This is a genomic window from Streptomyces cyaneofuscatus, from assembly GCF_042718795.1.
Taxonomy (GTDB): domain Bacteria; phylum Actinomycetota; class Actinomycetes; order Streptomycetales; family Streptomycetaceae; genus Streptomyces; species Streptomyces cyaneofuscatus_A.
In genome coordinates this window covers 25,472-38,054 of record NZ_JBHXOX010000002.1, presented here as the reverse complement: position 1 = coordinate 38,054, position 12,583 = coordinate 25,472, and the positions used below count along the sequence as shown (strand labels likewise).

Sequence of the window (12,583 nt, the reverse complement as noted above, 5' to 3'; positions counted from 1 at the left end):
GGGCGGCATACCCGGCCCTACCTGGCAGTAGGGTCGGCCCATGACTACACAGGACAGCGGCAGCGCGCCCAAGCCCCCCGCCAAGGACCCCTGGGACCTCCCCGACGTCTCCGCCCTGAGCGTGGGCGTGCTCGGCGGGACCGGCCCGCAGGGGCGCGGCCTCGCCTACCGGCTCGCCCGCGCCGGACAGCGGGTCACCCTCGGCTCCCGGGACGCCGGACGCGCCGCCGAGGCGGCCGCCGAGCTCGGCCACGGCGTCGAGGGCACGGACAACGCGGAGTGCGCCCGGCGCAGCGACATCGTGATCGTCGCCGTGCCGTGGGACGGCCACGCCAAGACCCTGGAATCCCTGCGCGAGGAACTGGCGGGCAAGCTCGTCATCGACTGCGTCAATCCGCTCGGCTTCGACAAGAAGGGTGCCTACGCCCTCAAGCCGGAGGAGGGCAGCGCCGCCGAGCAGGCCGCCGCCCTGCTGCCGGACTCCCGGGTCACCGCCGCCTTCCACCACCTCTCGGCGGTGCTGCTCCAGGACGAGTCCATCGAGGAGATCGACACCGACGTCCTGGTCCTGGGCGAGGCGCGGGCCGACACGGACCTCGTGCAGGCGCTGGCGGGCCGCATCCCCGGGATGCGCGGCATCTTCGCGGGCCGGCTGCGCAACGCCCACCAGGTCGAGTCGCTGGTGGCGAACCTGATCTCGGTCAACCGCCGCTACAAGGCCCACGCGGGCCTGCGCACCACCGACGTCTGATCCGTACGGACCGGGCCCGGGGATCCGTACGGACCGGGCCCGAGGCGGGGCACAACGGGGCATGGGGGACACTGGACGGGACCACGCCGTTCGTTCTCCCGGACCGTCCCCCGACCCTCCCCGACCGTCCTCGACCGTTCCCCGACAGGAGCCGCTCCCCATGCCCCGCCTCGCTCTCTACGCCCTCGTCGTCTGCGTGCTCGCCGTCGCGGCGGCCGTGGTCTCCTTCGTCCAGGGCAGCCTGCTCGGGATCATCTGGGTGCTGATCGCGGGGCTCTCGTCGAACATGGTGTGGTTCTACGTGCGCAAGCAGCGCATGGAGGCGGCGGCCGAGGCCAACTGACGCCTCCACCTCCACCTCCTCCTCCCACCTCCCCTCGCGTCCCCTCGCGGCCCTGAGCCGTTCGGGTCGAGGGCCCTCCCTCGCGGGCGCGCCCCGGACCCCGGACGCCGCCCGGGGCCGACCATGTGACGGCCTCGTCACGGCCGTGGCGAGGCCGACGAGGGAGGACCGCGTGGCAGAGGCGAGGGACGACGGGTACGGATCCGCACCCGTACCGGCATCCGGATCGACCGCACGGACGAACGACGGGGACCGGGACCGGGATCGGGACCGGGGCATCCTGGGGGAGGTGCGCGACGCCGTCACCACCCGGGCCGCGCTCGTCATGCTCGGGGTGCTCCTGCTCCAACTGGGCTTCGCGCTCTCCTATATGGGCGCCTTCCACGCGCCCAAGCCGCACCAGGTCCCGATCACGCTGGTCGCCCCGCCCGCCGTCGAGAGCGATCTGGTGGCCCGCCTCGACGCGCTCCCCGGCGACCCCCTCCACGTCACCCCCGTCGCGACCCGCGCCGAGGCACGGGCGCGGCTGCTGGACCGGCGCACCGACGCCGCCCTCGTCGTGGACCCGGCGAGCCGCACCGACATCCTGCTCGTCGCCTCGGCGGGCGGCCCGTCGGCCACCACGGCGGCCACGGAGATCCTCCAGGAGGTCGCCCGCGCCCAGCAGCGCACGATCGTCGTGACCGACCTCCGCGCCCCCTCGGCCGGCGACTCACGGGGCCTGTCGTCCTTCTACCTCGTCCTCAGCTGGACCATCGGCGGCTACCTCGCCGCCTCGGCCCTGAACATGGCGGCCGGCTCCAAGAAGCCCACCCTGAGCCGCACCCTGATCCGGCTGGCGGCGATGCTCCCGTACGGCCTCGTCTCGGGCATCGGCGGCGCGATCATCGTGGGCCCGGTGCTGGACTGCCTGCCGGGCGCGTTCTGGGAGCTGGTCGGCATCGGGACCCTGGTGGTCTTCGCCTCCGGGGCCGTGGGCGTCGCCCTCCAGTCGGTGGCGGGGACGGTCGGCCTGGGCCTCACCATCCTGATCTTCACGATCCTGGGCAACCCCAGCTCCGGCGGGGTGTACCCGTCCTCGCTGCTGCCACCGTTCTGGAGCGCGATCGGCCAGGCGCTGCCTCCGGGGGCCGGTACGACGGTGGTCCGCAACACCGTCTATTTCGACGGCAACGCCACCACCGGCGCCCTGTGGATCCTGGGTGCCTGGGCGTTCGGCGGGGTCGTCGTGGCGATCCTGGCCGCCGCCCTGCGCGATCGGCGGCGACGGGGCCCCCGCCCGGAGCCTGAGCCCGTGACCGCCCCGGTGTGAGGACGGTGAGGACGGCGGTGCGCGGTCACCCCACCGCGCACCCCGGGTTCTGCTCGTCGAAGAACGCCTTCCAGAAGCGGTAGAGGTCGTACCCGCAGTACCGCTGGAGGTCGTCGACGCCCAGGACGCCCAGCAGCGCGTCGATCACGTCGAAGAACGCGATGTTCACCGCCGGGATCCACAGGATCGCGAACACGGCGATGAGCCCGAACGGCGCGATCGGCTCGACCTGGCGCCGGATCCTGTACGACAGCCAGGGCTCGATCACGCCGTACCCGTCGAGACCCGGGATCGGCAGGGAGTTCAGGATGGCCGCCGTCACCTGGAGCATCGCCAGGAACGCCAGGGCGTATTGGAAGGCGAGCGGGACCCCGTCGAGCGCGTCCAGCCAGAACGGGGCCGTACAGACGATGGCGAACGCCACGTTCGTCAGCGGGCCCGCCGCGGAGATCAGGCTGTGCTTCCACCGCCCATGGATCCGGGCCCGCTCGATGTAGACGGCGCCGCCGGGCAGGCCGATCCCACCCATGACGACGAAGAGGACCGGCAGCACGATGCTGAGCAGGGCGTGGGTGTACTTCAGCGGGTTGAGCGTCAGATAGCCCTTCGCCCCCACCGAGAGGTCCCCGCTGTGCAGGGCGGTGCGGGCGTGGGCGTACTCGTGGAGGCAGAGCGAGACGATCCACGCCCCGGTGACGAAGAGGAAGACCGCGAAACTGGTGGCGCCCGCGAAGCCGGCCCACACGGCCCAGCCCGCGACGGCGGTGACGGCGGCGATCCCGAGGAAGACCGGGCTGATCCTCCGGTCCCCGCGGGTGGCTGCGGTGGTCATCGGCACAACTCCTGGGACTGTGGGACTGGGGGAGACGGCGGCGACATCGTACGTACGGCGAGCACCTGGGCCGGCAGGCACAGCCCGGCACGTACGCCGACACGTACGCCGACACGGCGGGAACGACGGCGACCCCGGCAGGAGTTCCACCCGGTCAACACCGTGACCGCGTCCGTCGCGGACAATGGGCCCGTGCGCTACTGCATCCTCGGCACCACCCGGGCACTCCGCGACGACGGTACGGCCGTCGCCCTCGGCGGGGCGCGGCTGCGCGCCCTGCTCACCGTCCTCGCCCAGCACCCCGGGCGGACCGTCCCGGCCGGGGTCCTCGTGGGCGAGGTGTGGGACGGCGACCCGCCCGCCGACGCGGCCGGCGCGCTCCAGGCGCTGGTCGGCCGGCTGCGGCGGGCGCTGGGGCGGAGTGCCGTGGAGTCGGTGGAGAGCGGCTACCGGCTGGCCGCCGAGCCGGACGCCGTGGACCTGCACCGGTTCGAGCGGCTGGCGGGGGAGGGGAGCCGGGCCCTGGAGCAGGGTGACCCGGTCAAAGCCGTCACCGTCCTGGACGAGGCCCTGGCGCTCTGGGGCGGGCCGCCGCTCGACGACCTGCCCGACCGTACGGCGCCCGCCTCCCGGCTGGAGTCCCGCCGGCTCGCCGCCCGGCGGGCCCGGCTGGAGGCGCTGCGCCTCCTCGGGCGGGCGGACGAGGCGCTGTGGGAGCTGGCCGCGCTCTGCGCCGCCCACCCGCTCGACGAACCGCTCCAGGCCCTGCGCATCAGGGCCCTGCGGGACGCGGGACGCACGGCCGAGGCGCTGGCGGCGTACGAGGAGGTCCGCACCGTGCTCGCTGACCGTCTGGGCACCGACCCCGGGCCGGAGCTGCGCGGCCTGTACGCCGAACTCCTCCACCCGGAACCCAAGCACCCGGAACCGAAGCACCCGGAACCGAAGCACCCGGAACCGAAGCACCCGGAACCCAAGCACCCGGAACCCAAGCACCCGGAACCGAAGCACCCGGAACCGGCGGAGCCGAAGCACCCGGAACCGGCCACACCCACCGTCGTGCGGCAGCCCGCCCCTCGCAAGCCCGCCCCCGGCAACCTCCGCGCCCGGCTCACCAGCTTCGTCGGCCGGGACGGCGACATCGCCGCCCTCCGCGACGACCTCACCAACACCCGCCTCGTCACCCTCCTCGGCCCCGGCGGCGCGGGCAAGACGCGGCTGTCGCAGGAGACCGCGGAGGCCGTCGCCGGTGACTGGCCCGACGGGGTCTGGCTCGCGGAGCTGGCCCCGCTGGACGACCCGGACGCCGTACCCGAGGCCGTCCTCAGCGCGCTCGGCGCCCGGGAGACCGTGCTGCGCGGGGCCGGCGCCGAGGAGCTGCGGGTCCTGGCCGAACACGGCGCCGACGACCCCCTCGTACGGCTCACCGAGTACTGCTCCCGGCGCCGCATGCTCCTCCTGCTCGACAACTGCGAGCATGTCGTCGAGGCGGCCGCCGCCCTCACCGACCACCTCCTCACGCACTGCCCGCAGCTCACCGTCCTCGCCACCAGCCGCGAACCCCTCGGCGTGCCGGGCGAGTTCGTCCGCCCGGTCGAACCGCTGCCCGACCCGATGGCGCTGCGCCTCCTCGCCGAGCGCGGAGCCGCCGCCCGGCCCGGCTTCCGCACCGACGCCGACGAGGAGACCGCCGCCGCCTGCGCCGAGATCTGCCGCCGGCTCGACGGACTGCCGCTCGCCATCGAACTGGCCGCCGCCCGGCTGCGGATGCTCACCCCCCGCCAGATCGCGGACCGGCTGGACGACCGCTTCCGCCTGCTCACCACTGGCAGCCGGACCGTCCTACCGCGCCAGCAGACACTGCGCGCGGTCGTCGACTGGTCCTGGGAGCTGCTGGACGGCACCGAACGGGCCGTCCTGCGCAGCCTCGCCGTCTTCGCCGGCGGCTGCTCCCTCACCGCCGCCGAGGAGGTCTGCGCCCTGCCCGACGCGGCCGACGGCATCGCCGTCGACTCCCTCGACGTCGCGGCGCTGCTCGGCTCCCTGGTCGACAAGTCGCTCGTCGTCGCCGCGCCCGGCGAGGACGCGGAGATGCGCTACCGGCTGCTGGAGACCGTCGGCGAGTACGCCGCCGAGCGGCTGGCGGAGGCGGGCGAGCGGGACGCCGTCGAGCGCCGCCACCTGGTCCACTACCGGGAGTTCGCCCGCACCACCGGCCCGAAGCTGCGCGGCGCCGGCCAGCGGGAGGCCATCGGGCTCTTCCGCCGCGAGTACGAGAACCTGCGCACCGCACTGCGCCACGCCGTCGCCGCCCGAGAGGAGCAGGAAGGGCTCTGCATCGTCCTGTCGCTGGCCTGGTACTGGATGATGCACGACCTGAACGCCGACGCCCGCCAGTGGTCCGGTGCGGTGGCCGCGCTCGGCCCCGACCCCTTCGCCCCACCCGGCACGAAGGCCCCGTCCCTGCTGGAGCGGACCACCGACCGGCCGCCCCCGTGGGAGCCGGAGCAGGTCGAGGAGGCGCGGCGCGGAGCGGGGCTGATCCGGATGGTCAGCATGGACCACGCGATGGAGGAGTGGCTCACCCCGCCCGGCCAGGAGCGGATGCGGATCATCGCCCGCACCTACCGGGCCGGGCAGCCGCAGGCCTGCCGTGCGCCCGCCTCGCTCTGGATGTTCGCGGTCCTGCTCACCGGCGAGGCCGAAGAGCTGCGCGAGCTGATGGACGAGACGGTCCGGGCCTCCCGGGAGTTCGGTTACGAATGGGAGCTGGGCGCCGCGCTGGAGGTCCGGGCCAAGATCCTGGCCAACCGGCCCGACTGGGCGGGCGAGGCGGTGGCCGACGCCGACGAGGCCCTGGAGATCTTCGTCCGGCTCGGTGACGACTGGGGCGCCGCGGAGGCGCTGTCCTCCCGGGGCGAGGCGTACGAACGGCACGGCCGGTTCACCGAGGCCGCAGCGGACTACCTGGCCGCGGTCGACCACGCTCAGGCGCTCAGCGCCCATGCCCAGGTGGCCGTGTTGCGCGCCCGGTACGCCGGAGCCCTCACCGAGCTCGACCGGTTCGACGAGGCCGAGGCCATCCTGCGCGAGGTCGTCGACGGAGGCCGGTTCGCGGGCCACGGGGCGATGCCGACCGCCCGGCTGCACCTGGGGTTCCTGTACGGACGCCAGGGCCGCGTGACCGAGGCGCGGCGGGAACTGGTGTCGCTGCGCGAGGAGTTCAGCTCCCGTACGATCGGCGTCTTCGACGGTTTCGTGCTCGGGGTGCTGGCCTGGCTGGACAACCTCGTCGGGGACCACGCCTCCGCGCTCGCCACCGGACTGGCCTCGCTGGCCCGCTCGCAGGACCGGCTCTCCCGGATGATGGCCCCGCAGATGGCGTCCATGCAGCTGATGACCATCGCCAGGGCGCTCGCCGGCCTCGACACGGCCGGACCCGGCGGTGTCACGACCGGACCTGACGGTGTCACGGCTCCGGAGGCCGCCGCCCGGCTGCTCGGCCTCCAGGCGGCGCTCCTGCCCGCCGGACACGTGCCGACCGCCCTGGAGCGCCGGAACCTCGCCGAGGCCGAGCAGGCCGTACGGGACCGGATCGGCGACGAGGCGTACGCGGCGGCGTACGAGAGGGGCGGCGGCCTCACCGTCGACGAGGCCACCGCCCTGGCGGAGACGTACCGGCAATGACCCGGCCCCGGCTCAGGCCTTCTTACGGAACTTGGCCACCGCCAGCGGCGCCATGACCACCGTGATCCCGGCCGCCCAGGCGAGCGTCCACCAGACCGAGTCGCCGAGCGGGCCGCCCTGCATGAGCCCGCGCGCCGCGTCCGCGAGGTTGGAGAGCGGGTTGTAGTCGGTGAAGGCCTGGAGCCAGCCCGGCATCGTCTGCGTCGGCGCGAAGATCGAGGAACCGAACTGCAGGGGCATCAGCACGAGCATCGCCGTCCCTTGGACCGCCTGGGCCGTCTTCATGGCCAGCCCGAGCAGGATGAAGATCCACATGATGGCGGCGCCGAACGTCGCGGCCAGCGCCACCGCACCGAGGAGCCCGAACACCGAGCCGTTCAGCTCCATGCCGAGCGCGAACCCCATGGCGAGCAGGATGACCGTGGCGACCATCAGCCGGCCCAGCTCCACCACGATCTTGGCGATGAGCACCGAGGACCGGGCGATCGGCATCGTCCGGAACCGGTCCATGACCCCCTTGCGGAAGTCGTCGTTGACGCCGGTGCCGACGGCCATGGCGATGTTCATGCCCATCATGGCCATCAGCCCGGGCACCAGGTAGTTCACATAGTCCTGCCGGTTCCCGCCGAGGCTGGCGCCGACCGAGCCGCCGAAGACGTACACGAAGAGCACGATGAACACGATCGGCATCAGAAGGACGTCGAACATCGACTCCGGGTCCTTCTTGATCTGGAGCAGATTGCGCCGGACCAGAGCCCCGATGTGCCGCAGATTGGCCCGCAGCCCGATCCCGCCCTCCTCGGCCGCCACGGCCTTCGTCGGTACAGGACCCGCGGGTCCGGCGGGTGCGGGCGTCAGTGTGGTGGTGGTGCTGCTCATGCGGCGACCTCCTGAGGGGCGGCGTCGGTGAGGGGGGTGGCCTTGTCGCCGGTGATCGCGAGGAACACCTCGTCCAGGCTGGGCAGGGCGGTTGCGACATGGGCCAGGGAGAACCCTCGTACGCCCAACAGCCCGATGACGGCAGTCAGTTGCTCATCGCTGAGGATCGGGACGTACAGCAGCCCCTCGTCCGGCACGGCCTGCGCCCCGGCGACGCCGTCGAGTCCGGCCTCCCGGATCGCCTGGGCCATCGCGGCCAGCTCCGCCGGGTCCGAGGGCCGGATGTGCAGCGTACGGCCGCCGACCTTGGCCTTCAGCTCGTCGACCCCGCCACGGGCGATGATCTTCCCCTGGTCGATCACCGTCAGCTCCTTGGCGAGCTGCTCGGCCTCTTCCATGTACTGCGTGGTCAGCAGGACGGTCGCGCCCTCGGCGACCATCCGCTGCACCTCGTCCCAGACCTCGTTACGGGTCCGGGGGTCGAGGCCGGTCGTCGGTTCGTCCAGGTAGAGGACGGCCGGGCTGCCGATCATCGAGGCGGCCAGGTCGAGCCGGCGGCGCATGCCGCCGCTGTACTCCATGCAGGCCCGCTTGGCCGCGTCGGTGAGCGAGAACCGCTCAAGGAGTTCGTCCGCGCGGGCTCGTGCCTGCTTGCGGGGCAGATCGAGCAGCCGCCCGATCATGTAGAGGTTCTCCCAGCCGGAGAGCTTCTCGTCGACCGAGGCGTACTGCCCGGTCAGGCCGATCCGGCGGCGCAGCTCGCGCGGCTGCTTCACCACGTCGAAGCCCGCGACGACCGCGTGTCCGGCGTCGGGGGTGATCAGCGTGGAGAGGCAGCGTACGAGGGTGGTCTTGCCGGCGCCGTTGGGGCCGAGCACGCCGAGGACGGTGCCTTCGCGGACGTCGAGATCCACGCCGTCCAGTGCCTTGGTCTCGCCGTAGTGCTTGACCAGCCCCCGTACCTCGACGGCGTTTCCGCCGCTCCTGGGGTTCATGTCGATGCGTTCCATGCCCACCAGGGGACCAGCGCCGACCGACAGCTCACCGACAGGCGACCGATACGCGCTCCGATACGTGCTCCGGGCGTGCCCCGTACGTGCTCCGGACGCGCGACAGCCCGCCGATGGGGGATGTCGGCGGGCTGTCGGTGGTGCGGGAAATGGCTGATGCGGGCCCTGGAGTGGAGGGCCGGTGGGTCAGTGGAAGGTGTGCTCCGGCGCGGGGAACGTACCGCCCACGACCTCCTCGGCGAACTCCTTCGCCGCGTCACCGAGCACCTGGCGCAGGTTCGCGTACTGCTTGGTGAAGCGCGGGACCTTGCCGCCGGTCAGCCCGACCATGTCGGTGTAGACGAGCACCTGCGCGTCGGTCCCGGCGCCGGCGCCGATGCCGATGGTCGGGATGTGCAGCGTCTGGGTGACCTGGGTGGCCAGCTCCTCGGGGACGAGCTCCAGCACCACGGCGAACGCGCCCGCGTCCTGGACCGCCTTGGCGTCCCGCAGCAGCCGGTGGGCCGCCTCGTCGCCGCGGCCCTGCACCCGGTAGCCCATGGCGTTGACGGACTGCGGGGTCAGGCCGATGTGGGCCATGACCGGGATGCCCGCCTCGACGAGCAGCCGGATCTGGTCGAGGGACCGCTCGCCGCCCTCCAGCTTGACCGCGCCGACGCCGGACTCCTTGATCAGCCGGGTGGCGTTGCGCAGCGCCTGGACGGGGCCTTCCTGGTACGAGCCGAAGGGCAGGTCCGCGACGATGAGCGCGCGCTGGGTGCCGCGTACGACGGCGGCGGAGAGGATGGCGATCTCGTCCATCGTGACCGGCACGGTGGTCTCGTAGCCGAGGTGGACGTTGCCCATCGAGTCGCCGACGAGCATGACCGGGATGCCGGCCTCGTCGAAGACGGACGCGGTCATCGCGTCGTAGGCGGTGAGCATGGGCCACTTCTCGCCGCGCTCGGTGGCGGCGGCGATGTCGTGGATCGTGATGCGACGGGTGGACTTCCCTCCGTACAGCGCCTTGCTGCTGTCGGGGGCGGAAGCGGTGGTTCCTGCGGGGGAGGACTGGTTCTGTGCAGCCGAAAGTGACATGGCTGGTGAACTCCTTCGTCATCTCGAGGCGCCCTGACGGCGTCCCCGGATCCCTTCCATGGTGGCATCCCGCCCGGGCAAACGGGAAGTGGGCCCGCACGACACCGGTCGGCCGCCTTCTGTCGGCCCCTGTCGCCGCCCTGTCGACTCCTGTTGGGCAAAGCTTTAACAATACGAGACGGTCTCGTATCGAAACACCGTTAGGCTCGCCCCATGTCCTCTCCTTCCGTCTCCGAGCCCCGCATACCCGAGGCGATCCACCGCCGCCGCTGGTGGATCCTCACCGTCCTCATGTTCAGCCTGCTCATCGTGGTGCTGGACAACTCGATCCTGAACGTCGCGGTCAAGACGATCGCGAGCCCCGCGCCCACCGGCATCGGCGCCACCCAGAGCGAGCTGGAGTGGGCGATCAACTCCTACACGCTCGTCTTCGCCGGACTCCTCTTCACCGCGGGACTGCTCGGCGACCGCATCGGCCGCAAGAAGGTCCTCCTCTTCGGCATCCTGGTCTTCGGCATCGGCTCCGCCCTGGCCGCCCTGTCCGCCTCGCCCGGCGAACTCATCACCTGGCGCGCCCTGATGGGCTTCGGCGCGGCCTTCGTGATGCCCGCCACCCTCGCCGTCCTGATGAACGTCTTCGAGCGCGACGAACAGCCCAAGGCCATCGGCATCTGGGCCGGCAGCGTGGGCCTCGGCATCGCGATCGGCCCGATCACCGGCGGGCTGCTCCTGGAGCACTTCTGGTGGGGCTCGATCTTTCTCGTGAACGTCCCCGTGGTGATCATCGCGCTGGTCGCCATGGTGATCCTGGTCCCCGACTCCCGCGACCCGAAGCCCGGCAAGGTCGACCCGGTGGGCGTCGCGCTCTCCATCGTGGGCCTGGTCCTGCTGGTGTACGGGATCATCCGGGGCGGCGAACTCGCCGACTTCACCGACACCACCGTGTTGCTCTCCATCGTCGGGGGACTGCTGGTGCTGGCCGGATTCGTGTGGCACGAGAAGCGCAGCAGCCACCCGGCGATCGACATCACGTACTTCCGGAAGCCCGCGTTCTCCGCCGCCGTCGCCGCGATAGCGCTGGTCTTCTTCGCGCTCATGGGCGTGACGTTCTTCTCCGCCTTCTACCTCCAGAGCGTGCGCGGCTACAGCGCCCTCCAGTCGGGCCTGCTGATCGTTCCGCTTGCCGCCGCCCAGATGATCTTCGCGCCCCGGGCCCGGCTGGTCGTGGACCGCTTCGGCGCCCGCGCGGTCTGCACGGTCGGCATGCTGCTGGTCGCCGCGGGGCTGGCGTGCTTCGCCCTGTTCGACGCCGGTACGCCGGTGTGGGTGCTCTGCCTCGTCTTCTTCGTCCAGGGCACCGGGATGGCGCACATCATGCCGCCCGTCACCGTGGCCGTGATGCAGGCGCTGCCGCGCGAGAAGGCCGGTTCCGGATCTGCTATCAACAACACCTTCCGCCAGGTCGGCGGGGCGCTCGGGATCGCGGTGCTCGGCTCGGTGCTCTCCACTGTCTACCGGGGTGACATCGAGGGCCACCTCGGCGCGGTCCCGGCCGGGGCCAGGGACGTGGCGGGCGAGTCCATCGAGGCCACGCTCGGGGTCGCCGAGAAGCTCGGCCCGGTGGCCGGAAAGCCCCTGGTCGCCGCCGCCCACGACGCCTTCATCAGCGCCATGCACGTGACCGCGCTCGGCTCGGCGGCCGTCGCCGTGATCGGCGCCGTCGTCGTCGGCCTGTACCTGCCGGGACGGGCCCGGCCGGGCGCGGACGAGCCGGCGGACCCGGCGCCCCGGCCCGCGGAGGAGCCGGTGGGCCGCTGACGGTACACGGAACGGAGGGCCGCTGACGGTACGGAGGGCGGTGGCCGGTACGGAGGGCCGTGGCCGGTCGCCCCGCCCCCGTCGGCGAGAATCGGGGCGGGACGGCCGTACGGCGACGGTCGTACGGCTCCAGGGCGACACGGCTCCACGGCTCCACGGCGAGAGGCGGCTTCAGGTGCGGGACCAGGACGACGACGGCGGCGGCGTGCGACGCGACCGCGTCACACGGGCCGACGGGACACCGGACGGGGCCGACGGGACACCCGACGCCGAGCCCCGGCGCGGCCGCCCCCGCTCCGCCGCGGCCGAACGGGCGATCCTGGACGCCGTCATCGCCCTCCTGGAGGCGGGCGAACCCTTGGCAGGCCTCTCCATCGAACGCATCGCGCGCACGGCCGGCGTCGGCAAGGCCACGATCTACCGCCGCTGGACCGGAAAGGAGGACCTCTTCGTCGACGTCGTACGGGACATGGAACCCGACGACCCGCCCCTCTCCGGCACCGAGGGCCTCGCCGACCTCCGCATCATGCTGGAATCCCTGCGCACCCGGGGCCTGGCCCAGCGCTCCTCGGTGCTGCTGCACAACATCTTCGCCCAGATGAAGAGCCACCCGAAGCTCTGGGCCGAGTACTCCGGCCGGGTCATCGCACCCCGCCGCGCCGCGATGCTCGCAGCCGTACGCCGGGCCGTCGCCGCCGGAGAGCTCCGCGACGACCTCGACGTGGAGCTGATCGACGACCTCTTCGTCGGCCCGGTCCTCGTCCGCACCGTCCACCGCCCCGACGCCCCCCTCCCCGACGATCTCGTCGACCGCATCATCACGACGCTGCTCCAGGGACTGGACCCGGCGGCCGGGCGAGTGTGATCGTTCTGT

Annotated in this window: 10 protein-coding genes; 6 read left to right on the top strand and 4 right to left on the bottom strand. The window is 72.6% G+C overall.

All coding sequences use genetic code 11. The annotated features are described in order from the left end of the window. Positions 1-40: 40 nt before the first annotated feature. From npdG to ACFWRT_RS01820, 3 genes are all read left to right on the top strand, one after another. Complete coding sequence (npdG, locus tag ACFWRT_RS01830; RefSeq protein WP_380949547.1) at positions 41-751, top strand: NADPH-dependent F420 reductase; 711 nt, start codon at positions 41-43, stop codon at positions 749-751. Between the two features lie 160 nt (positions 752-911). Continuing rightward, the gene (locus ACFWRT_RS01825) at positions 912-1,094 is read left to right on the top strand and encodes a hypothetical protein (RefSeq protein ID WP_015608174.1); all 183 of its coding nucleotides are present in this window, start codon (positions 912-914) and stop codon (positions 1,092-1,094) included. A 172-nt stretch (positions 1,095-1,266) separates the two neighbouring features. Then, entirely contained in the window at positions 1,267-2,406 is a 1,140-nt protein-coding gene (locus tag ACFWRT_RS01820) for an ABC transporter permease (protein ID WP_380949548.1), read from the top strand. Positions 2,407-2,431: 25 nt separating this feature from the next. On the opposite strand, the gene ACFWRT_RS01815 is transcribed toward ACFWRT_RS01820, so the two are convergent. Then, positions 2,432-3,238 carry a site-2 protease family protein gene (locus ACFWRT_RS01815; protein ID WP_380949549.1) on the bottom strand — a complete coding sequence of 269 codons (807 nt, stop codon included), beginning with the start codon at positions 3,236-3,238 and terminating at the stop codon, positions 2,432-2,434. A gap of 192 nt (positions 3,239-3,430) precedes the next feature. Between ACFWRT_RS01815 and ACFWRT_RS01810 the strand changes: the two genes are divergently transcribed. Then, on the top strand, positions 3,431-6,925 hold the full coding sequence (locus ACFWRT_RS01810) for an AfsR/SARP family transcriptional regulator (RefSeq protein WP_380949550.1): 3,495 nt from the start codon (positions 3,431-3,433) through the stop codon (positions 6,923-6,925). Between the two features lie 12 nt (positions 6,926-6,937). Here the strand turns inward: ACFWRT_RS01810 and ACFWRT_RS01805 are convergent, their stop codons facing one another. From ACFWRT_RS01805 to panB, 3 genes are all read right to left on the bottom strand, one after another. Further along, positions 6,938-7,804, bottom strand: a complete 867-nt coding sequence (locus ACFWRT_RS01805) for an ABC transporter permease (protein ID WP_380949551.1) — start codon at positions 7,802-7,804, stop codon at positions 6,938-6,940. Continuing rightward, entirely contained in the window at positions 7,801-8,814 is a 1,014-nt protein-coding gene (locus ACFWRT_RS01800) for an ATP-binding cassette domain-containing protein (RefSeq protein ID WP_380949552.1), read from the bottom strand. Before ACFWRT_RS01800 ends, ACFWRT_RS01805 begins: the two co-directional genes overlap by 4 nt. A 186-nt stretch (positions 8,815-9,000) precedes the next feature. Further along, a complete protein-coding gene (gene panB, locus ACFWRT_RS01795; protein ID WP_380949553.1) occupies positions 9,001-9,891 on the bottom strand; it encodes a 3-methyl-2-oxobutanoate hydroxymethyltransferase in 891 nt (296 codons plus the stop codon). Positions 9,892-10,104: 213 nt separating this feature from the next. Between panB and ACFWRT_RS01790 the strand changes: the two genes are divergently transcribed. Both ACFWRT_RS01790 and ACFWRT_RS01785 read left to right on the top strand, forming a co-directional pair. Beyond that, positions 10,105-11,709: an MFS transporter gene (locus tag ACFWRT_RS01790; protein ID WP_380949554.1), complete on the top strand. Its 1,605-nt coding sequence runs from the start codon at positions 10,105-10,107 to the stop codon at positions 11,707-11,709. A 205-nt stretch (positions 11,710-11,914) separates the two neighbouring features. Further along, a complete protein-coding gene (locus ACFWRT_RS01785) occupies positions 11,915-12,574 on the top strand; it encodes a TetR/AcrR family transcriptional regulator (RefSeq protein WP_380949599.1) in 660 nt (219 codons plus the stop codon). Positions 12,575-12,583 lie beyond the last annotated feature (9 nt).

Bases quoted from the DNA above. Each gene is read 5' to 3' on its own strand.
- npdG (WP_380949547.1), top strand. From the start codon at position 41: ATGACTACACAGGACAGCGGCAGCGCGCCCAAGCCCCCCGCCAAGGAC.
- ACFWRT_RS01825 (WP_015608174.1), top strand. From the start codon at position 912: ATGCCCCGCCTCGCTCTCTACGCCCTCGTCGTCTGCGTGCTCGCCGTC.
- ACFWRT_RS01815 (WP_380949549.1), bottom strand. From the start codon at position 3,238: ATGACCACCGCAGCCACCCGCGGGGACCGGAGGATCAGCCCGGTCTTC.
- ACFWRT_RS01805 (WP_380949551.1), bottom strand. From the start codon at position 7,804: ATGAGCAGCACCACCACCACACTGACGCCCGCACCCGCCGGACCCGCG.
- ACFWRT_RS01800 (WP_380949552.1), bottom strand. From the start codon at position 8,814: ATGGAACGCATCGACATGAACCCCAGGAGCGGCGGAAACGCCGTCGAG.
- panB (WP_380949553.1), bottom strand. From the start codon at position 9,891: ATGTCACTTTCGGCTGCACAGAACCAGTCCTCCCCCGCAGGAACCACC.
- ACFWRT_RS01790 (WP_380949554.1), top strand. From the start codon at position 10,105: ATGTCCTCTCCTTCCGTCTCCGAGCCCCGCATACCCGAGGCGATCCAC.